Source organism: Tissierellales bacterium (assembly GCA_025210965.1).
Taxonomy (GTDB): domain Bacteria; phylum Bacillota; class Clostridia; order Tissierellales; family JAOAQY01; genus JAOAQY01.
Map to the genome: position 1 here is coordinate 1 of JAOAQY010000239.1, position 22,582 is coordinate 22,582.

The following is a 22,582-nucleotide window of genomic DNA, read 5'->3' on the forward strand; positions in this document are numbered from 1 at the left end:
TAAATATGAATTGATTTTTATCAATGTGGGACGGATATCTTCGTTCTAGAGCTAAAATCTCCATTTAGATTATGGCATTAATATCTAATGATATTTTTCTGAAAAGATGGTAGAGGTTTGCAAAAAAATCAATTAAGCGGAAACTACTTTTTAAATAAAAGTGGTTTTTTTATATTTTAGGAGGCGATTGATATGTCAAAATGGTCAAAGGAAACAATTTGTGTACAAGGAAATTATAATCCAAAGCCGGGAGAACCTAGAGTACTTCCAATAGTTCAAAGTACTACTTATGCATATGATGATCCAGATCAGGTAGCAAGATTATTTGATTTAGAAGAGGTAGGTCATATGTATTCTAGAATAAGTAACCCAACAGTTTGTGCGTTCGAAGAAAAAATAAATGCATTAGAGGGCGGAAGTGGTGCATTAGCAGTTGCATCAGGTCAGTCAGCAACAATAACAGCAATACTTACAATATGTAGTGCTGGAGACCATGTTATTTCATCAGCAACTATTTACGGCGGAACTTACAATTTATTCAAAGTGACACTTGCAAAATTAGGAATTGATGTAAGTTTTGTAGATCCAGAAGATAGCATAGAAGATATAAAAAAGCTTTCAAGAGAAAATACAAAGGCAGTATTTGCCGAGACTTTAGGAAATCCAGGATTAAATGTTTTAGATTTTGATAAATTTTCTAAGGTATCGAAATCAATAGGTGTTCCTCTTATAGTTGACAATACACTAGCAACACCTTGTCTTTGTAGACCATTTGAGCATGGCGCGAATATAATAGTTCATTCTACAACAAAGTATACCGATGGTCATGCAACTAGTGTTGGAGGAGTAGTTATTGATGGGGGAAATTTTGATTGGGGAAATGGTAAGTTCAAAGATTTTACGGAACCTGATGCTAGTTATCATGGAGTTAAGTATTATGAAACTTTTAAAGAAGCAGCTTTCATAACAAAAGCAAGAGTACAATTGCTAAGGGATTTAGGAAATTGTATGAGTCCATTCAATGCATTTTTGAATCATTTAGGACTTGAAACACTTCATCTTAGAATGGAAAGACATAGTCAAAATGCATTGAAATTAGCAGAGTGGCTCAATACACAAGAAAAAATAGAATGGGTTAATTATCCATTGTTAGAAGGCAATATAGAACTGGAAAAAACAAAGAAATATTTGCCAAATGGGGGTAGTGGAATACTTACATTTGGAATTGCTGGAGGTCTTGAAGCGGCTAAAAAGTTTACAAAGAGTTTAAAACTTACAACATTAGTAGTTCATCTAGCGGATGTAAGAACAAGTATATTACACCCAGCATCAACTACACATAGACAGCTTTCAGAGCAGCAACAGATAGAATCTGGGGTTAATCCGGAACTTCTTAGAGTATCTGTAGGAATAGAATCAATAGAGGATATAATAAAAGATTTCGAAAACGCACTTAGCCAAATTTAGAAAGGAGTTATACATGCCTATAATAGTTTCACAAAATTTAGAGTCAATTGAGAAGTTGAAGAGTGAAAACATATTTGTAATGAATGAATTTAGAGCAAAGCATCAAGATATAAGACCACTTAAAATAGCTATAGTAAATTTAATGCCCACGAAGATTACTACAGAAGTTCAATTACTTAGACTTATAGCGAATGTCTCACTTCAAATAGACATAACACTAATACACATGAAAAGTCATGAATCTAAAAATACAGACGCTAATTATTTGTTGTCATGTTACAAAACTTTTGATGATATTAAAAATGATCATTTTGATGGAATGATCATAACTGGTGCACCTGTCGAGAATTTTGAATTTGAAGATGTGGATTATTGGAATGAGTTAGAACAAATAATGGAATATACGAAAAATAGCGTTACATCTACACTTCATATATGTTGGGGTGCTCAAGCTGGCCTTTATTATCATTATGGTATAGACAAATTTAAACTAGATAAGAAAATGTTTGGAGTATTTGAGCATAGAGTTTTGGATTCAAGTGAAAAGTTACTTAGAGGATTTGACGATGTATTTTTTGCGCCACATTCAAGGCATACTGGAAGTAGTAGTAAACTGATAACAGAAGTAGATGAACTCAAATTACTCGCTGAGTCAGAAGAGGCAGGAGCATATTTAGCAATTAGCAAAAATGGAAAAAATATATTCGTCACAGGACATTCTGAATATGACCCTGAAACGCTAAAATTGGAATATGAAAGGGATATAAAAGCAGGGTATAGCATTGATATACCAAAGAATTATTTTGAGAGTGATAATCCTAACTTAGACCCTTTAGTGAGATGGAGATCTCATGGGAATTTATTGTTCTCTAATTGGCTAAATTATTATGTTTACCAAGAATCACCATATATATGGTGAGATATATTAAAACCAAAAACATGCAGAATAGACTTCTTATTAGTCCATTCTACATGTTTTTTACTATTTCTCCGATGCTTTTATAGCGTCTTCGATATATTCAAAAAATTCATTTTTACCTATTTTTTCTGTAAGACCAGCCTTGTCAAGAACACTTTGAGGCTGAGTATTTATACCAGATATTATTAATCTGATTTTTTTATGCTCACATAAGTCAATCATTCGTCTAAAAGCATGAAGTGCTGTTGCATCCATAGCAGGTACGTTTCGCATTCTTATTATTAGAGTGTTTGTTTTTGAACCCAATGATTTTAATGCGTCAAAAAATTTATCGGCAGCTCCAAAGAAAAATGGTCCATTTATTTCATATATCTGGACATTTTTAGGTGTTTTGATTTTTTTATTTTCTTCCATGAAATCAAAATTACCGTCTTCTGATTCTTCAGAAGCATCCATTTTTGATATATTTACATTGGATACATCTGACATTCTTTTCATAAATAGAAATGCAGACAATACCATACCTATTTCTATGGCTTTTACTAAATCGACTAGAACAGTTATTCCAAATGTAACTAGCAGAACTATTACATCGCTTTTGGGTGATTTGAATAAGAATTTGAATTCTCTCCATTCACTCATATTGTAAGCTACTATTATTAGTACAGCAGCTAGAGATGTTAGTGGAATCATCTTTGCTAAAGGCATAAAAACAAGCATTATTACTAATAGAGTTAAGGCATGAACCATTCCTGCGATTGGAGTTCTACCACCATTTTTTATATTTGCAACGGTTCTTGCTATGGCTCCAGTAGCAGGTATGCCACCAAAAAGACCAGAGGCTATATTAGCAATTCCTTGTGCAATTAGCTCCATGTTAGATCTGTGCTTTCCGCCAATCATACCATCGGATACTACTGCAGATAAAAGAGATTCTATTGATCCGAGTATCGCGATTGTAAGTGCAGGTTCTAAAAGAGAGCTAATCTGAGTTAGAGAAATTTCTGGTAAACTAAATTTTGGTAAGCTAGATGAAAGTTCACCAAATTTAGTTCCTATAGTAGCGACATTTAGTTCAAAGTATTTTACAATTACAGATGTCACTACTAGTGCAATTAGAGCGCCAGGAATCTTGTCATTTATTTTTGGCCAAAATATTATTATCAAAAGTGCTAGAAGACCAATAAATGTAGTTTGTAAGTGAATACTGCTTATAGAATTTATATATAAAGACCATTTAGATATAAATGATGTCGGTACTTCACCTATATTTAGACCAAAAAAGTCTTTTATCTGTGAAGAAAAAATTACTAAAGCTATACCACTTGTAAATCCAGTTGTAATTGGAAATGGAATAAATTTTATGATACTTCCGAGTTTTAAAAATCCCATTAAAATCATTATAAAACCAGCCATAATAGTGGAGAGTATAAGTCCATTTATGCCGAATTTCACAAGTATGCTATAAACAATAACCATGAAAGCGCCAGTAGGTCCGCCTATTTGAACTCTACTACCGCCTAACATTGAAATAAGAAAACCAGCTATAATTGCAGTGTGAAGACCTTTTTCTGGAGAAACTCCAGAGGCTATAGCAAGTGCTATAGAAAGTGGTAGAGCAATGATTGCAACTATGATTCCGGCGGTGAAATCTTTTGCAAATTGTTCCTTAGAGTAATCTTTTAATGTGGTACATAATTTGGGTGTTAATGATTTCATAAATTCACTTCTTTCTGATAAATATTTAATTGTAATTTGATAGATTTAGTAAAAATCCAACCCCACTAGTTTACTCCCAATTGGGTTATAAATCAATAAAAATTTGTCAACTTTAGAAAAATGTGATACGATGTTTAATTGTGAGGGTGAAAATCTCGATTATTATGAATTTAAATAAAAGGAAGTGAAGTCATGGTTGAATTACCAAATTGCCCAAAGTGTGGGTCAGAGTACACATATGAGGATGGAGTATTTTTTGTTTGTCCTGAATGTGCTCATGAGTGGAGTAAAGAGGCTAAAGCAGAAGAGGAATACGTAGTTAAAGATTCGAATGGCAATATATTGCAGGATGGAGATTCAGTTACTGTAATCAAGGATTTAAAAGTTAAAGGTGCATCTTCTCCTATAAAAAGAGGTACTAAGGTCAAAAATATAAGACTTGTAGAAGGAGATCATGATATTGATTGTAAAATAGATGGATTTGGAGCTATGCAACTTAAGTCTGAATTTGTTAAAAAGATATAGTTATGAGAAGTAAAAAAGAGCGTATGCTCTTTTTTTATGCGGAAAATTATCTGAAAATAAATTTTTATGCAAAAAAGTATTGGAAACGTTTTCTTGATTGCAAAATAAACCATGAAACAAAGCGGAACTTTAATATGATGAAGTGATTAATTATAAAAAACATTGCATAGAAGAGTGAAGTGTGATATTATTGCAATAATATTATTGCGGAAATGAAATATTCTGCGGATGTAATGAGGGGGAGAAATGATGTTAAGAAAAAAGTTTATGAGTGGACTTGCTTTAGTGTTAGCAGCGGCGTTCTTATTCACTGGTTGCGGTGGAGAGAAGAAAACAGCTGAGACTGGGGACAAAAAAGAGGTAGTAAAAGAATCTGAGGAAAAGAAAGAAAATAAGAAACCTAAAATACTAGTATATGCAAGGGGAGCTGATTCTACAGGGCTAGATCCAGCTTATGTTTCAGATGGAGAGTCATCGAAGGTTATTGTAAATGTTTGCGAGAACTTAGTAAGGTATAAAGAAGGAACAACAGAATTAGAACCTCAATTAGCAGAATCATGGAATATTAGTGAAGATGGACTTGAGTATACATTCAATCTTAGAAAAGATGTAAAGTTCCATGATGGAAGTGATTTTACTGCTGATGATGTAATTTGGTCTATTGATCGTCAATTAGAAGGAAAAAGAACTGCAGATATGCCGTATGCGGCATTTACGTTTGAACAAGTAAAGGCTTTAGAAAAAGTAGATGACTACACTGTGAAATTTGTGCTTAAGGAACCAAGTACTCCGTTTTTGGCAAATTTAGCTATGAGTTTAGCAGCTCCTATAGTAAAAAAAGGAGATAATATTTCAGAGAATCCAGTCGGAACAGGTCCTTTTAAATTTGTTTCTTGGAAAAAGGATGAATCAATTACTCTAGAAAAATTCAATGAATATTGGGGTGAAGGAGCGAAAGTTGATAAGGTAATATTTAAGGTTACTAAGGAAAATTCAGTTAGAGCAAGTGAACTTATGACTGGAGCAGTTGACATAATTGATGGAATTAGTTTCAATGATGTAGCTCAATTAGAATCTAGTCAAGCAGTAGTGGACAAGGCAAATGGAATGAATATAAACTACATGGCGTTTAATACTGATAGAGCACCGTTTAACGATTCAAAACTTAGAGAAGCGATAGCACATGCTATAAATAGAGATGAACTTGTAGAATATTTATACCAAGGGTATTCAGAAGTGGCATCAACATATTTACCAAGTTTCATACCGGGATATGCAGATGATATTGAACTTTATAAATATGATCCAGAAAAAGCAAAGACAATGTTAAAAGAACTTGGCAAAGAAGACTTGAAGCTAAAAATTATAACATACTCAAATCCAAGACCTTACAATCCGGCTGGTTCAAAGCTTGCTGAGGCAATACAAGGTTATCTTGCAAAAGTTGGAGTTGAAGCAACAATAGATGTTTATCCGTGGAAAGAATATAAAGAGAAGGCTCTTCAAGGTGAAGGTGATTTGTTGTTCTTTGGATGGATTGGAGATAATGGAGATGCAGATAATTTCTTATCACTTCTAGAATCTATAAATGCAGAATCAGGTCTTAACTCAGCTAAGTTTGCAAATGCTGATGTAGATGCACTTTTACAAAAAGCAAGAACATTGCCAAATGGAGAAGAACGTGAAAGTGTATACAAAGATGTCCAAAAATTATTGGCGATAGAGTCACCATGGGTACCATTATCACATGCAACGGATTTAGTAGCTTATCAGAAAAATATTGAAGGGTATCAGCTTCACCCAACTGGACGAGTTTACCTAAAGGATGTTGTCAAAAAATAATTAGAAAATCATAGAATGATTGCCCTCTATAATTTTTATAGAGGGTAATTTTAGTATAAAAGGAGGTATTTGATGCTTAAATATATTTTTAAGAGGTTGTTGCTTTTGATACCGGTACTTTTAGGTGTAACGGTTATGGTATTTACTGTAATGCATTTATTTACAACAGATCCAGCAGAAATAATATTAGGTCAACATGCAACAGTAGAACAGAAAGAGGCATTGAGAGAAGAGCTGGGATTTAATAGACCGCTTCATGAACAATACTTAGAATTTTTAACAGGTGCAGTGAAAGGTGATTTTGGTGAGTCGCTTATCACAAAAACATCAGTGGTTGAAGAAATAACGCAAAGACTTCCAGCGACACTTGAGCTTGCACTAGCAGGATTATTATTTGCAAGTATACTAGGTGTTACAATGGGAGTCATATCAGCTATAAAACAAAATTCTATATTCGACTATATTTCTATGACTATTAGTTTGGCAGGTGTTTCTATGCCTATATTTTGGTTAGGTCTTGTTTTTATAGTTATATTTTCATTGAAACTTGGATGGCTTCCTGTTGCAGGAAGAATACAAATGGGATATGAACCAGCTCATACTACAGGACTATATTTGTTAGATAGTTTAATTGCTGGTGATATGGAAGCTTTTAAGAGTGCATTTAGTCATATAATACTTCCAGCTATAGCATTGGGAATGTATTCGGCAGCTCTTATAGCTAGAATGACTCGTTCAACTATGCTAGAGGTATTAGGTCAAGATTATATTAGAACAGCTAGAGCTAAAGGTCTTTTTGAAAAAGTAGTAATCGGAATACATGGACTTAGAAATGCAATGATACCTATCATTACGGTTATAGGACTTCAGCTTGGAACATTACTTGGTGGCGCGGTACTTACTGAAACTGTATTTTCGTGGCCTGGAGTTGGAAGTTATACAGTAAATTCGATACTAAAATCTGATTTTACTGTTGTACAAGGCACAGTTGTTTATTTAGCACTTATATTTGTTTTAGTAAACTTGATAGTAGATGTGCTCTACGTATACTTAGATCCTAGAATTAAATACAATTAAGGAGGGTGAAATATGGAAGAGATTTTAGTTAATGATGAATTGATAGAGCAGGATAGAGAAGAATTATTGCAAAAGCCTATTTCACCATGGAAGGAAATGTGGATGGCGCTTAAGCGAAATAAAGCAGCTATGCTTGGACTTACAATACTTATTATATTATTGTTTTTGGCTATTTTTGGAGATTATATTATGCCGTACAATCCAAATGTTGGAGAACTATCAGAGAGTTTGCAGGCACCATCTTCTTCTCACTGGCTTGGAACTGATGAACAAGGTAGAGATGTTTTGAGCAGAATAATTGATGGTACAGAAATATCACTACGAGTAGGAATAACAGCCGTTGTAGTAGCTCTTTCTATAGGGCTTACACTAGGAGCATTTGCAGGTTATTATGGTGGAGTAATTGATATGATTATAATGCGATTTATGGATATTATATTAGCATTTCCATCGTTGTTATTAGCTATAGCACTTATGAGTACGTTAGGTAAGGGAATAGATAAAGCTATAATTGCCATAAGTGTTGTAACCATACCGCATTATGCTAGGATTGTTAGGGGATCTATATTATCTGTGAAGGAAAGTGAATATGTTCAAGCGGCTAGAGTTATAGGAAATAGCGATGCTGCTATAATATTTAAACATATTTTACCAAATGTATTAGCACCTATTATAGTAAGGGCAACACTTGGAATATCTATAGCGATATTAGACACTGCAGCACTTGGATTCTTGGGATTAGGAGTACAGCCACCATACGCAGAGTGGGGAACTATGCTAGGAGCAGGAAGAGCGTATTTCTTTAACGCTAATCACTTGGTATTATTCCCAGGTCTTGCTATAACTATAACTGTGCTTGCTTTTAACTTACTAGGAGATGGGCTTAGAGATGCACTTGATCCTAAGTTACAGAAATAGGGGGACGAGACTATGATATTAAAGGTGGAAAATTTGATAACTAAATTTCACATGAAGGCAGGAGTAGTTAATGCTGTAAATGGTGTGGATTTTGAATTAAATGAAGGTGAAGTAGTTGCACTAGTTGGAGAATCTGGTTCAGGTAAGAGCGTTACTTCGCTTTCAGTTATGGGACTTATACCAACACCACCTGGAGAGATAGCTGGTGGGAAAATTATATTTGACGGTGAAGATTTACTGTCGAAAACGAAAAGGGAGATGCAGGATTTAAGAGGAAATAAGCTCTCTATGATATTTCAAGAACCTATGACTTCTTTAAATCCTGTGTTTACAATAGGAAAGCAGATAAGTGAATCACTTATAAGACACAAAAAGCTGAAGAAAAAAGAGGCTATGAAAAAGACAATAAAAATGCTAGAGGCTGTTGGAATACCGTCTCCAGAAGAAAGAGTAAAACAATATCCACATGAATTGTCAGGAGGCATGAGGCAAAGAATAATGATTGCTATCGCACTTGTTTGCGAGCCTAAATTGCTAATAGCAGATGAGCCAACAACGGCACTCGATGTTACGATACAGGCACAAATACTGGATTTGATGATTAGATTAAAAGAAGAATTTAATACGTCTATACTTTTAATTACTCATGATTTGGGAGTAGTAGCTGAGGTAGCCGATAGAGTTGTTGTTATGTATTGTGGAAGAGTAGTTGAAACTGCAACAGTAGAAGAACTTTTTGAAAAGCCACTCCATCCTTACACTTTTGGTCTTATAGAATCAATTCCTAAAATCGACGAAGAAGTAGACAGGCTTTTTATGATAGATGGGAATGTGCCCAATCCATTGAATATGCCAGCAGGATGTCCTTTTAAATCAAGATGTAGTAGGAAAATAAAAAAATGCGATTTAGAGGTTCCAAATATGAAGAATATAAATGGACGAAATGTAAGGTGTCATCTCTATGAAGATGAATTGGAGGTGAAGTAATGACAAAATTATTAGAAGTAAAAGATTTAAAAATGCACTTCAATATTGGTGGTGGATTTTTAGGAAAAGAAAAGAAAATAGTAAAAGCGGTAGATGGGTTGAATTTTCATATAGAAAAAGGGGAAACACTTGGCTTGGTTGGAGAATCAGGGTGTGGTAAATCTACAACTGGAAAAATGCTCTCCAATTTGCTGACGCCAACAAGCGGAGAAATACTATTTGAAGGAAGAGACATAGCAAAATTAAGCAAAAAGGAAAAGCGTTCATTGGCAACAGATATACAAATAATATTTCAGGATCCATATGCTTCGCTAAATCCTAGAATGACAGTTGAGAGAATAGTGTCGGAGCCTCTTAGAATTAATAATATTGTTCCAAAAGAAGATATAGAAAAAGAAGTTCTAAGATTGCTGGATTGTGTTGGTATACCTTCTTTTTATAGAAATAGGTACCCTCATGAATTTAGCGGAGGGCAAAGACAGAGAATAGGAATAGCTAGAGCACTTGCATTAAAACCAAAGCTTATAGTTTGTGATGAACCAGTATCAGCTCTAGATGTGTCTATACAAGCACAAGTGCTAAATCTTTTGAAGGATTTACAAGAAGAATTTGATTTGACTTATCTTTTTATAGCTCATGGGCTTAATGTAGTGAAGCATATTAGCGATAGAGTAGGGGTCATGTATTTAGGGAAGATGGTAGAACTTGGAGAAAAAAGAGAGCTTTATAAAAATCCTAATCATCCTTATTCTAAAGCGCTATTATCAGCTATACCTATACCGGACCCAAAAAAGAAGAATGATAGAATATTGCTAACAGGAGATGTGCCTAGTCCTATAAATCCGCCAAGTGGATGTACGTTTCATACTAGATGTAGATTTGCTGATGAATTATGCAAAAAAGAAAACCCTGAATTCAAGCAATTAGTTGAGAATCATTTTGTTGCATGTCATAAATGTAAGTAGAAAAATGGTGATAGAATATCTATCACCATTTTTTTGAAAATAATATTAAATTGATATTGCATTTGTAATCATATTATAGCAATGTCATATAAAATTACAATCTATAAAAATTGTTTTTATGAGCAATGGACTTTTTGCTTAGAGCTATATAAACAAGACTCATCAGTAAGCACATGACACCGGTAATACCAAATTTGTATATTAAACCAGATGGCAACAATGAGAAAAAATGTGCGGATTTAGGTGGAGTTTCTAAATAGCCATAATTACCATTTACCAAAGGATTTAATATGCTAACAAAACTGCTGTATACAAGTATATAGATAATTATTTTCTTTAATTCTTTCCTATCAGGCACATAGCCATCAACTACACGGAGGAAAAGTGCAGCGAGGAGCATTCCACCATGTGTTATAAAGAACTGTACATACATAACGTGAGGAAATAGATAGCCAGATGTATCTGGGCTCAAAAGAGCAATAACGCCTCCTAAATAACCTATGAAAAAAACTATAAAATTAAGTGATTTTTTATTGCTTATCAATGAGTATACTATACAAATACTTCCTGTTCTGCATAGATAGAATGGAAGCCCATCTTTCAACATATTTATACTACTAGCAGCATACCAAGAATAAAGTAGTATTTGCTGAATTAAAATCAATACACCAAGGCATAACATAAAGGTCCTTCTGTTTTTTTCATATCTTAATTTTTCCTGATTAGATACAATTAATGCTCCAAGTAATAAAATAATGAATATAGGAATAAGGTGATGAATTGAAAACAGAGGAAATATTTTATTATCAAGCTCAGCTGTTGTGAAAAATTGTTCCATAGTAAACCTCCTTTCTTAAATGTTCATAATACATATTATTATACACTCAAATTTAGTTTGTTTTCAATTAAATTATCTATTATTTTCCATCCAATTTATAGCCCAATCTACTAGTTTGGGTTGACTTATAAATTTTACTTTAGCATTTCCAATAGTATAGGTTTTAATATTGTGTATTTTTTCAAATTCATCACCAAGTTTTATGAAATCACTATCATCTGGATTTTGAGTTTTATATGAAATCCATTCACGCTTACCATTAACTAAAACTGCGCTATGTTCAACTATAAAGTTTTTTGAACTAAAATTAGCTCTAGCTTCTGATAAATGAAGAGAAGTGTTTTTATCATGATTAACTCCTAGGAGTAATACATATCCATCAAGATTGTATATTTTATCTAGGGGCGAACCTATTCCACATATGTTTGATAAATCATGATTGGATACTATGTAGTTACTGTATTTTCCAACCGCAACTAAAGAACGAGATGGATGATCAGATCTATTAGCATTAGGCCAATTTCGAAGCATCTCCGCTATAGAGCCCATGCCAATAGATGGAGTGATATTTTTGTCATATGCAGGCCAGTGATCACGAATTACATCCCATTTTGACTGGTCTATTTCCCAGTGAACTCCAGTTTCGGGATCTAGATTTTTCCATGTTTGTGAGGGCATTATCAAAGTTCCTTCTTTACCTATTATTTCAAAAATAGCTCTTAATATAGTTTCTGAACCTCCAACTACGTATCCAAGACTTTTAAGTGATGCATGCATAATTATAGTTTGACCTTCTGAAAGACCGCATTTTTTAAATTCAGATATTAAAATGTCCTTTGTTAAAAGTTGATTTATATTATTCATATTCATTTCCTCCATATTATAGGTTAGTAGCTGAAAATATTAGATTTTAGGTGTTTTTTTACAGGGTATTTTTTATGTAGTCTATTTAGCTAATATAATAAAGGGTATAATAAAGACAATATAATGTCAAAATAATATAAAATTTTATATTAAAGAATAAAATAGAATTGTTAAATATTCATTTAAATGATAAAATACATTATCTAAGAATGTTTTACAGATAGTTAAGGGGAATTGATGGGGGCGAATTATAATGAATTTGAAGAGAAGTATGAAGAAATATATACAGGACTGGTATTTTATTGCAATTATAGTAGCTGTATTGACAACTGTATATATGAGTAGTGTTATTAATCATTATGGGATTTCAAGAAGTTTTTCAATTGAAGAAAAGTGGATAGATATACTTGGAGAGGGACTTTGTGCATGTTTTAGTTTTGGATGGATTATATTAATTATAATTACAGGTAGAATAAAGAAACTAAATGTTATAATGCTTACAGGTGGAATATTGTTCTATATAGGTCAGGTACAAGATTTGATAGATGAATTTTCTGATTTGCCTCCTTGGGGTAGTTATGTTGAGGATATATTTTTTCCGGCGGGTCTTTTGTTAATAAGTATAGGTGTATACAATACGTATATTTACCAAACTGAGCTCATAAAAGAGATGACAAGCCTCAAAGATAAATATTCGAAATGGAGCTATATAGATGATTTGACAGGTCTTTATAATAGTAGATATTTATATGAAATATCTATAGAAAAATTACACAGTGCTCTTAGTCAAGAGGAACATTTATGTGTAGCTATGCTAGATATAGACAATTTTAAAAAATACAATGATACTTATGGTCATTTGGAAGGTGACCAGGTTTTGAAAAGATTTGGTGAAGTTATGAAGCAACACACTGGTGAAAAACATATCGCATTTAGGTATGGAGGCGAGGAGTTTCTAATTTTATTTTCTGATGTTGATATTGAAACTGCAGGTAAGATTGCAGATGAAATTAGGGAAATCTTATCGAAAGTAGAGTTTTCACCTATTGGCGAACCAATTAATTGCACTGTTAGTATAGGCGTAGCCGAATACCGAATAGGAGATGATTTGAAGGGTTTTATCAATAGAGCAGATCAAGCCATGTATAGGGCAAAACAAAATGGGAAAAATAGAGTTTTTTTAGACAGTCAATGGACAATATAGGAGAGATAGCCTATGGTAAATAAAAATAAATTGATGGAATCTTGGAGAAAAATAAGTGGAAAGTTTATAGTGCTTATAATTATAGTGTGGATATTTATTTTATACATGCTTTATTCTAGTTATGAGAATGAAAAAAAGACTTATTTAAAAGCCGAATTGGATTCATTTGACTCTAAAATCGAGGCAACTTTAAAGACTTATGAATTATTTTCAAACTATATATTTGATCAAAGCATAAATAATCAGGAGGTACTAGATGTTTTTACAAAAGCATCAAAAGTGGAGGGCAAAGATAGAGATATTTTACGTCAAAAGTTATATGATATGCTAGTTGATAATTACAATGATATGACTGATTATAATTTTAGACAATTGCATTTTCATTTCTCAAATGGAGATAGTTTTCTAAGGTTTCATAGACCAGAGAAATATGGTGACAATTTAATTGATATAAGGGAATCCATAAGAATATCAAATCAAGAGAATCGTTATGTTTTTGGCTTTGAAGAAGGACGCATATACAATGGATATAGATTTGTGTACCCGCTAAATTATGAAGGAGAACATATAGGTTCTGTAGAAGTATCTGTATCTATGGCTACTTTAATAAAGGTATTAACTGACTTGTATCCAGGGATGGATATTCATTTTATATTAGATGAGAAAGTTGTATCAAATAAAGTATTTGATGAGGAAAAGACAAATTATATGAGAAGTATTTTTTCTGATGATTATTTTGTCGATAAAGAAATACAGGAAAAATCGTTTAAACAAAATAGAAAACTAACATTTGAGCAGACACGTGAGTTTTTTGAAATGCTAAAAACTCAAGTTGCAGAAAAAATTATTACAAAGGAAGATTTTACATTAGATGCTGATTATAATGGACATACTTATTTGACTCAGTTTCTATCTGTAGATAATGTGAAAAATGAGAAAGTAGGGTATTTAGTTGCTATAGTATCTAATGATCAGGTAAGAGCTATTGAAAGCGATGCAATTAAAGAGGGGCTACTGATAACACTAGTCGTATTTTTGTTTATAATATCATATAGAATATTGGTGAAAAGTCACAACAAATTAAAGCAATCTTCAAGTCATGATTTTTTGACTAAAGCGTATAATAGACATAAATTTTTGGAAATGACATTAAATGAGGTGGAAAGATATAAAAGGTACAATGAAAAATTCAGTATTGTAATGATAGACATTGATCATTTCAAAAATGTAAACGATACTTATGGACATTCTGCAGGAGATCGAGTATTAGTAGAACTTTCTAAATTAGTTCAAGATGCGATACGGTCAACAGATGTATTTGCTAGATGGGGTGGTGAAGAATTTATTTGTTTGCTTCCAAATACTAAAAAGAAAGATGCCATTGTATTTGCAGAGAAAATAAGATTATCAATTGAAAAATACGATTTTAAAGAAGTTGGCTCAATAACAGCTAGTTTTGGAGTTGCAGATATTAATATTGATGTTTCTATAGCTAGACTTATAGAATCGGCAGATGAAGCATTGTATAGGGCTAAAAATAATGGAAGAAATAGAGTCGAAGGTTAGAAAAATATTATATATGAAAAAAATGATAGTTTTCTTCAATTAAAATAAAAGATTGCAATGAAGCGCGATGATTAGGTATAATACAAATAAAGGCTTTTTGAAAGGAGTATTATATGAAAAAGACATTTGTTACGACCATTAATTGTATGGATGGCCGCATCCAAATGCCAGTAAATCATTATATGAGGCAGCGATTTGATGCAGAATATGTGGACACTATAACGGAAGCTGGACCTAATAGAATTTTGGCGTTAGAAGAACCTAGTGACTTAGTAGAATCTATAAAGAGAAGGTGTGAACTTTCTATAGATTTGCACGATTCAGAAGTAATAGCTATAGTAGGACATGTTGACTGTGGAGGAAATCACGCAGATGACAATACCCAGAAAGAGCATATTAAAATTGCAAAAGAAAAGTTGAAAAAATGGTTTGATAAAACTGTAATTATTGGTCTGTGGTTAGATGAAACATGGACAGTTAAGGAAATATAAATAAAAAAGCAATAAGCATGAGCTCTCGGGTTCATGCTTATTGCTTTTAATTTAGTTACTAGATAATTCTATTTCTTCTTCAGAAATATCTACAGTAGTGTGATGTTCTGTTGGAAGAACTGCTTGAGTTCTAACTCGAGGAGATACTAAAACATCATTTGTAGCATATTTTAACATTCTTAAAAAATCATTTTCTGAGTCATCAGGATAAAAGTCTTTTTCAAATTCTTCAACATATTGATATAGAGCTACTTTTCTATCTAAGCCATTTGTTTCAAAATTTTGTCTTATTGCGACTTGTTCTTGTGATGATACAGTGAAGCTTCTACCGAAAGTAGAACTCAAACTATTTGAGATAGAAGAACCAACTGAAAAATCTGAAGAAACTCCACCGCTTGGAGCACCTTGATGTCCACCAGCGCCAGCAGTAACTCCAATTTTTGTTCCAAAGTCAAGACTAGTACTAACTGTTTTCGCTAGGCTAGTCGTCTCAGTTTCAGAAGTTCCTGTGGTTAATGATTCAGTTAAATTTACACTACTTCCAGTTGCTCCAACTCTTGTTTCTTTTACTAGTTTCCAGTAAGAGCGGTTTACTAATTTAGGGACGTCATAGAATGGACCTCCAGTTTCAAAAACAATACTAAATACTACATCGCCACTTGCAATTTGAGGGCAATCTGGAATATCATCGAAACTTTCTACTAGAACTCCATCAGGTCCAATAAATCCTACTGCATGATCCCATTTTGATCCAGGAGCAGGCCAAAAATGAGTTGTTTCAGTAAATATATCATCTTCTTTTCTATCGAGAAATTCTATTCTATCATTTTGAATAGCCATTCTTTCTTTTGCTACCAAGTCTATTATTACAGTTTCAGGACGACTAACTTGTTCACGTACAAGTATTTTTTCTGGCATTCCTTCAGAGTACCAATTTGGATTTGAAATAAGAGGTACTGTAGGTGAATCAATGTTCTCAAGTCCTACCTTCTTTTGTTTTACTTTTACCATTTCATCAAATAAGTCTTTTACCATTTGATTGTTTGAATCATAATTGAAGTTGTATAAAAGATGTTTTTGCGCATAGGATACTTCTTCTAAAGCATCATTCATTTCAGAGATCGATTCAGATGAGTATGCATCTTCTAGTGTGGATATTGCGTGTTCTAGAAGTCTTTCGGATGATGCATCTCTTTTTAAGTAAGTTATTTGTTGCTCTAAATTGATTATAGTATTTGAGTCTTCTGTAAAGTTCAAATCGTCAATCAATAATTTTTTTAGATCTTGAGCATTTTGCCCAGCTTCATAAAGTTCTTTTAAGTGTATGCCACTCATTTGATATAGAACTGAACTAACTTGATTCATTATAGAATTAACAAGTGGAGAAGCTAAACTTTGTATTGATTGATCTAGAGTTCTGATTGATTCACTTTGAGGTGAGTAACTATCTTTAATTAATTCTTCTCTCGTTTTTAAAGCATTTTTTGCAGCATCCATCAATTCAATATAGCTTTCTTTAGATTCATCCCACGCAAGGTAAGTATATTTTCCAGAGGCAATAGCAGCATCAATTTTTTCTATAGCAGAGCTTATAGGAAGAGAATCATCTAAACCATTTAGGGCACGGTCAATTCTGCTTATTGCGTAATTTAGCCTTATAACTTCGCTAGAGTCAGGAGCTAGACGATAGTCTTCTATTAGCATAGTTTTTGAAGCATCTGCGTGAGCTTTTGCAATCTCTAATTTAGAATATTCTTTTGATGCAATGGCATCATTTATTTGATTGATAGTATCCGTTACTAAAAATTCTGGAAGTCTCTGATTTGCGTTTTCGGCTTCAATCTCCAAATTTTGAATTAATTCTGAATTTAAATCAAGATTATATTCTGTTATTAATGTGTTTTTTGCATTTTCAATGAATGATAAAGATTTTTTTATTTCACTAAAAGATTCGCTTTTTATAGCAACATCTAATTTATTTGAAGCTTCTGTGGCTACGATATTAGGACAATTTTCTTTAAAAGCATCTATAGAAGAAGATAGACCTTGGACTAATTCATGATTACTATCTAGATTTTCAGTGTCAGTTAAATAAGATATTGTTTTATTACCATTATCTATTACCACTTGGATATTTGCAGAGCTTGATGAATCCGATACTGCAGTAAATGAATTTTTAGCTAAATCAACTAGTGCAGTTTGCATAGTGATTATTAAAGAATCTATTTTTACTAGAGATTGGGAATCTGATGGAACTCCAAAGCTATTTACTAAATCATTTTTTGTTGATTTAGCGCTTGAAATGTGGTTTGTAAATATTCCATAATAGCGTTCTAAATCATTGCTTTCTAGAATCCTATCAGCGACAGTTGCATTACGGGTACAATAATCAGCATCATTTTCAATCATTTCTATAAACATCTGAGCTAGAGATTCATCGAAAGAGTCATCTGAGTTAGCTGATTCAGATGCTAAAGCTATATTAGCTGTATTTGCAAATGGGAATTGGGTAGCCAATGTCGCAGCAGCTAGAAGTAGTGTTACTTTTTTACTATGATATTTTTTCATAAATAAGCACCTCTTTAAAATTTTTTAGTGTTAGATTTATGTCGATATTTCTTATGTCTTATTTGAGATTACACGCGCATATAATCATAAAAATACAGATATTTCAAAATATACATATATTTATGAAAATATTGTATAATAAAACGCAAGATAAGTCAACGCTGTAAATAAAAATGTTTAACAAATTACAAAAATGAGAAAAAAATTCGAATATTTTTGACTTGAAAAAAATATTGCCATAAAATATAAGAAACGAGGTGGTAATATGAAAAAAACTATAGGGATACTAGCACATGTAGATGCAGGTAAAACAACATTTTCGGAACAGCTGTTTTGCAATGCGGGTGTTATTTCAAAAGCAGGTAGAGTAGATCACAAAAATAGTTTTCTAGATGATGACGATATAGAGAAAAAAAGAGGTATTACTATATATTTTGGCCAAGGGTATTTTGAGTATAATGATTCTAAATATTATATATTAGATACTCCGGGGCATATAGATTTCTCATCTGAAATGGAGAGGGCGTTCCCTATTTTAGATTATGCAGTATTGATTGTAAGTGCTGTTGAGGGGGTGCAAGCTCATACTGAAACTATTTGGGAATATTTAGATACATATAATATACCGACATTTATATTTATAAATAAAATAGATAGGGTAGGAGCAGTAGAGCAAAATGTACTTAAACATTTTGAAGAAAACTTCAATATAAAAATGATTGATTTGAAAGACATTGATGATGGAGGTCAGCTGAGTGGAGAGCTAATTGAAAGCATTGCTGAGTTAAAAGACGAATGGCTTGAAGGCTATTTAAACGATGACTTTGATAATGAGATATGGCAAAATTGCTTTACAGAAGCTATAAGAAATAGAAAAGTATTTCCTTATATAAGTGGTTCAGCATTAAAAAATAATGGTGTGGAATCGTTTTTTAGTAGATTTGATAGATTTACAAGTACAGCCTACAATGAAGATAGTGCATTTGGAGGCAAAGTATACAAAGTAGTATATGATAAAGACGGAGCTAGATGGTCATATGTAAAGGCTTATACTGGTCAAATTAAAGTCAGAGACTACTTAAAATATGGAGCTGATGAGATAAATGAGAAAATTACAGAAATAGTTAGAATAAATGGAAGAAATCGAAAAAAAATCAATCAGATAAAAGCTGGTGAATTAGCAGCAATTAGAGGCTTAAGTGAAACTAGAGTAGGACAAGGCGTTGGAATATTAAAATCTGATGAAGAATATGAAATATACCCAGTATTAAAAACTAAAGTGAAATTTATATCAAATATTGACCCCAAATTAGCATATAAATATTTCAAGTTTTTAGATGATGAAGATCCATCACTTCAGGTTTTTTGGAATGAAGATAGACGTGAAATATATATTCACACTATGGGGGAGATACAACTTGAGGTTTTAAAAGAATCTATTATGGATAGATTTAAAGTAGAGGTTAGTTTTGATGAGCCAGAAATAATATATAAGGAGACTATAGTTGGAGAAGTTATAGGAAGTGGACATTTTGAACCATTGAAACACTATGCAGAAGTTCAATTAAAAATTGAGAGTGGAGAGAGAGGGAGTGGAATTCTATTTGAAAATAAATGTCATGCAGATGATTTATCAATTGGCTATCAAAATTTAGTTAAGCAACATGTTTTTGAACGTAAACACAGAGGAGTGCTTACTGGAAGTGAACTTACTGATGTGAAAATAACACTTCTAACAGGAAAGTCCCATAACAAGCACACTGAAGGTGGCGATTTTAGAGAAGCCACTTATAGAGCTATTAGACAAGGATTAAAAGAAGCTAAGAGTAAATTACTCGAACCATATTACAAATTCAAAATAAAAGTACCATCCAAATGTATTGGAAAGCTGTTATCTGATTTACAGATACTAAAAGCTGATAGTGAAGAACCAATATTAGATGAAGATTATGCCATTGTTTCAGGTATAGTTCCAGTATCAAAATTTAGAGGATATGAAAAAAAGATAGCTATTTATACAAGTGGAAGAGGTGTGGTAAATTTAAAATTTGAAGGATATAGGGATTGCCATGATGAAAATGAAATAATAGGTATTTTTAATTATGATGCAAATAATGATGAAGGGCATAGTCCGGATTCTATATTTTGCTCTAAAGGAAAACATTACAAAATTGCTTGGAATGAAGCAAAAAAGTATATGCATACAGTTTTGAAATAGGACAAATAGCTGTCGTAAATTCACTGATAGAATACATCTAAAAGGAGTGAAAAGATTGGAATGGATTGATGCAAAAACTATTTTATCAGGTTATTCTAAAAGTAATCCATGGTTTGGGTGTCATTACAATATGAACTTGTATAAAGGATGTTCCCATGGATGTATTTATTGTGATAGTAGGAGTGAATGTTATCATATAGACAATTTTGATACAGTGAAAGCGAAAAAAGATGCGATAAATATTTTAGAAAGAGAACTTAGAGGAAAACGGAGAACTGGGGTTATTGGTTTGGGAGCTATGTCTGATCCATACAATCCTTTTGAAAAAGATTTGAAATTAACTAGAAAAGCATTAGAAAAAATAGCAAAATATGGTTTTGGAGTGGCCATAGCGACTAAAAGTAATTTGATACTACGAGATATGGACATATTACTAGAAATAAAGAAAAGGGCGCCGGTTTTAATTAAAATTACAATTACAACGGCGGATGATGAGCTTTCAAAAAAAATAGAACCTAGGGTCAATTGTAGCTCATCTCGATTTGAAGTTATAAATGAAATGTCTGAGATAGGAATATTTTCAGGAATATTGATGATGCCAGTTATACCTTTTTTAGAAGATAATGAAAACAATATATTGAAGATTATTAAAAAAGCTAATGAATCAGGAGCAAAGTTTATATATCCTTCATTTGGCATGACATTAAGACAAAATCAAAGGGTGTATTTTTTGAAAGAAATTGAAAAAATATTTCCAGGAATGTGTCAAAAATACATTGATCAATTTAGAACTAATTATAATTGTAAATCTCCTAAAGCGACTGAACTTTTTGATATTTTTAAAAAAGAATGTGAAATTCACGGCATTTTGTATAGAATGAAAGATATAGTTGAGAGATATCAATCGGATTATGGAGAAAAGCAATTGTCATTTTTGTAAATAGATAGAAATTAGTATGTAAAATTATTGAATTAATTATTTATTTTAGTTATAATGGACTAGGAAATAGAATAATATGCTTTTATGGTTATCTAGATTAATACTGGATATTAAAAGGGAAAGAGGTGAAATTCCTCTACAGCCCCCGCTACTGTAAATAGTTATGAAATCTGTATGAGCCACTGGATTTATCTGGGAAGGCAAAGAGAGTAAGTTTGAGCTATAAGTCAGGAGACCTGCCATGAATGAGAACTAAAAGTTGTAGACTTTTGAACTTCGGTGGGAAGTATGAGTTTTAATCTAATAAATTTAGAATATTTTAAGGTTGACTTGTGTGTTTCAAGTTGACTTTTTTTATTATAAAAGCTCATGCTCAAAATAGAAAAAGAGGGAGAGATTTTAAATGAAAAAATTAGCGATTTTTGCGATGGTATTGATGTTAGGTGTAACAAGTTTGGGGGGAGCAAGTGTATTGGCTAATGAAACTGCAGAAAAAGCAGTTCAGACAATACAAGCAGATCAACAAAAAGAAGTCAAAAAAGGGATTTTAGTAGTAAGCTTTGGAACAAGTCACGCAGATACTAGAGCGCTTACTATTGAAGCTGCTGAAAAGCAAATTCAAAAAACATTCCCAGAATATGATGTAAAAAGAGCATTCACATCTAAAATGATAATTAAGATTATTGACAAGAGAGATGGAGTTAAAGTAAATACGGTAGAAGAAGCTATGGAAGAATTCAAAAAAGAAGGATATACAGATATCATAGTTCAGCCACTACACATAATGAATGGAGCTGAGTACGATGAATTAGTTGAAGAAAGCACTCCTTATGCTGAGTCATTTAATACATTTGAAGTAGCTAGTCCGCTATTGACTTCGGTTGAAGATTATAAAAACGTAGCAAAGGCATTAGAATCACAATTACCAGAGAGAAAAGAAGGCGAAGCAGTAGTATTTATGGGTCATGGAACTCATCACTTTGCAAATTCGACATACCCGGCTATGGACTATGTATTTCATGATTTAGGATATGAAAATGTATTTGTTGGAACTGTAGAGGGCTACCCAAGCATAGAAGAAGTTAAAAAGCGATTAGAAGAAAATAAGGTAAAAAAAGTTACATTGATGCCATTTATGTTAGTTGCAGGAGATCATGCAAAAAATGATATGGCTGGTGAAGAAGAAGATTCTTGGAAAAGCATATTAGAAAAAGCAGGCTATGAAGTGGAAATTTATTTACATGGATTGGGAGAAAATGAAGGCATAAGAAATATTTATGCTAGTCATACACAAAATGAAATAGATCAACTTTTAGCAGAAGCAGCAGAATTAAAAGCACAAGAAGAAGCTAAGGCTAAAGAAACCGCAGAGGTTAAAGAAGTAGTGGTTGAAGTGAAGACAGAAGAAAAAAAATAGAATAAATACAAATATTAATACCAAAATCTATATCTGTTCAAAATACAAATAGATATA

18 protein-coding genes and 1 riboswitch are annotated in these 22,582 nt (G+C 32.5%); of the genes, 14 read left to right on the forward strand and 4 right to left on the reverse strand.

Annotated features, from left to right (window positions below):
- The first annotated feature begins 192 nt into the window (after positions 1 to 192).
- On the forward strand, positions 193 to 1,467 hold the full coding sequence (locus N4A40_16900) for a PLP-dependent transferase (protein MCT4663534.1): 1,275 nt from the start codon (positions 193 to 195) through the stop codon (positions 1,465 to 1,467).
- A gap of 13 nt (positions 1,468 to 1,480) precedes the next feature.
- Entirely contained in the window at positions 1,481 to 2,386 is a 906-nt protein-coding gene (metA, locus tag N4A40_16905) for a homoserine O-succinyltransferase (GenBank protein ID MCT4663535.1), read from the forward strand.
- 63 nt (positions 2,387 to 2,449) lie between these two features.
- Here the strand turns inward: metA and sulP are convergent, their stop codons facing one another.
- Complete coding sequence (sulP, locus tag N4A40_16910) at positions 2,450 to 4,105, reverse strand: sulfate permease (protein MCT4663536.1); 1,656 nt, start codon at positions 4,103 to 4,105, stop codon at positions 2,450 to 2,452.
- A 192-nt stretch (positions 4,106 to 4,297) separates the two neighbouring features.
- Between sulP and N4A40_16915 the strand changes: the two genes are divergently transcribed.
- From N4A40_16915 to N4A40_16940, 6 genes are all read left to right on the forward strand, one after another.
- Complete coding sequence (locus N4A40_16915) at positions 4,298 to 4,630, forward strand: zinc ribbon domain-containing protein YjdM (protein ID MCT4663537.1); 333 nt, start codon at positions 4,298 to 4,300, stop codon at positions 4,628 to 4,630.
- A 249-nt stretch (positions 4,631 to 4,879) separates the two neighbouring features.
- Positions 4,880 to 6,472 carry an ABC transporter substrate-binding protein gene (locus N4A40_16920; GenBank protein MCT4663538.1) on the forward strand — a complete coding sequence of 531 codons (1,593 nt, stop codon included), beginning with the start codon at positions 4,880 to 4,882 and terminating at the stop codon, positions 6,470 to 6,472.
- 72 nt (positions 6,473 to 6,544) lie between these two features.
- On the forward strand, positions 6,545 to 7,549 hold the full coding sequence (locus tag N4A40_16925) for an ABC transporter permease (GenBank protein MCT4663539.1): 1,005 nt from the start codon (positions 6,545 to 6,547) through the stop codon (positions 7,547 to 7,549).
- 12 nt (positions 7,550 to 7,561) lie between these two features.
- Positions 7,562 to 8,467, forward strand: coding sequence for an ABC transporter permease (locus N4A40_16930; protein MCT4663540.1), 906 nt, complete (start codon positions 7,562 to 7,564; stop codon positions 8,465 to 8,467).
- 12 nt (positions 8,468 to 8,479) lie between these two features.
- On the forward strand, positions 8,480 to 9,454 hold the full coding sequence (locus N4A40_16935; protein ID MCT4663541.1) for an ABC transporter ATP-binding protein: 975 nt from the start codon (positions 8,480 to 8,482) through the stop codon (positions 9,452 to 9,454).
- On the forward strand, positions 9,454 to 10,419 hold the full coding sequence (locus N4A40_16940) for a dipeptide ABC transporter ATP-binding protein (protein ID MCT4663542.1): 966 nt from the start codon (positions 9,454 to 9,456) through the stop codon (positions 10,417 to 10,419). The genes N4A40_16935 and N4A40_16940 overlap by 1 nt, the downstream gene beginning before the upstream one ends.
- A 94-nt stretch (positions 10,420 to 10,513) precedes the next feature.
- On the opposite strand, the gene N4A40_16945 is transcribed toward N4A40_16940, so the two are convergent.
- Together N4A40_16945 and N4A40_16950 are read right to left on the reverse strand one after the other, a co-directional pair.
- On the reverse strand, positions 10,514 to 11,257 hold the full coding sequence (locus N4A40_16945) for a TIGR02206 family membrane protein (GenBank protein ID MCT4663543.1): 744 nt from the start codon (positions 11,255 to 11,257) through the stop codon (positions 10,514 to 10,516).
- A 72-nt stretch (positions 11,258 to 11,329) separates the two neighbouring features.
- Positions 11,330 to 12,121 carry an AAC(3) family N-acetyltransferase gene (locus N4A40_16950; GenBank protein ID MCT4663544.1) on the reverse strand — a complete coding sequence of 264 codons (792 nt, stop codon included), beginning with the start codon at positions 12,119 to 12,121 and terminating at the stop codon, positions 11,330 to 11,332.
- A 253-nt stretch (positions 12,122 to 12,374) separates the two neighbouring features.
- Between N4A40_16950 and N4A40_16955 the strand changes: the two genes are divergently transcribed.
- The 3 genes from N4A40_16955 to N4A40_16965 all read left to right on the forward strand — a co-directional run bounded on the left by N4A40_16955 (position 12,375) and on the right by N4A40_16965 (position 15,382).
- A complete protein-coding gene (locus tag N4A40_16955) occupies positions 12,375 to 13,325 on the forward strand; it encodes a GGDEF domain-containing protein (protein ID MCT4663545.1) in 951 nt (316 codons plus the stop codon).
- Positions 13,326 to 13,337: 12 nt separating this feature from the next.
- Positions 13,338 to 14,891 (forward strand): diguanylate cyclase, encoded by a 1,554-nt coding sequence (locus tag N4A40_16960; protein MCT4663546.1) that lies wholly within the window; start codon positions 13,338 to 13,340, stop codon positions 14,889 to 14,891.
- 113 nt (positions 14,892 to 15,004) lie between these two features.
- Positions 15,005 to 15,382, forward strand: coding sequence for a hypothetical protein (locus tag N4A40_16965; GenBank protein ID MCT4663547.1), 378 nt, complete (start codon positions 15,005 to 15,007; stop codon positions 15,380 to 15,382).
- A gap of 51 nt (positions 15,383 to 15,433) precedes the next feature.
- Here the strand turns inward: N4A40_16965 and N4A40_16970 are convergent, their stop codons facing one another.
- Complete coding sequence (locus N4A40_16970; GenBank protein MCT4663548.1) at positions 15,434 to 17,950, reverse strand: hypothetical protein; 2,517 nt, start codon at positions 17,948 to 17,950, stop codon at positions 15,434 to 15,436.
- Between the two features lie 265 nt (positions 17,951 to 18,215).
- Here N4A40_16970 and N4A40_16975 point away from each other — a divergent pair, with 265 nt between their 5' ends.
- The 3 genes from N4A40_16975 (at position 18,216) to N4A40_16985 (ending at position 22,525) form a co-directional block, all read left to right on the forward strand.
- Positions 18,216 to 20,168 carry a TetM/TetW/TetO/TetS family tetracycline resistance ribosomal protection protein gene (locus N4A40_16975; protein MCT4663549.1) on the forward strand — a complete coding sequence of 651 codons (1,953 nt, stop codon included), beginning with the start codon at positions 18,216 to 18,218 and terminating at the stop codon, positions 20,166 to 20,168.
- 55 nt (positions 20,169 to 20,223) lie between these two features.
- On the forward strand, positions 20,224 to 21,108 hold the full coding sequence (locus N4A40_16980; protein MCT4663550.1) for a radical SAM protein: 885 nt from the start codon (positions 20,224 to 20,226) through the stop codon (positions 21,106 to 21,108).
- A gap of 68 nt (positions 21,109 to 21,176) precedes the next feature.
- A riboswitch (cobalamin riboswitch) is annotated at positions 21,177 to 21,367 on the forward strand.
- A 144-nt stretch (positions 21,368 to 21,511) separates the two neighbouring features.
- Entirely contained in the window at positions 21,512 to 22,525 is a 1,014-nt protein-coding gene (locus N4A40_16985) for a sirohydrochlorin cobaltochelatase (protein MCT4663551.1), read from the forward strand.
- Positions 22,526 to 22,582 lie beyond the last annotated feature (57 nt).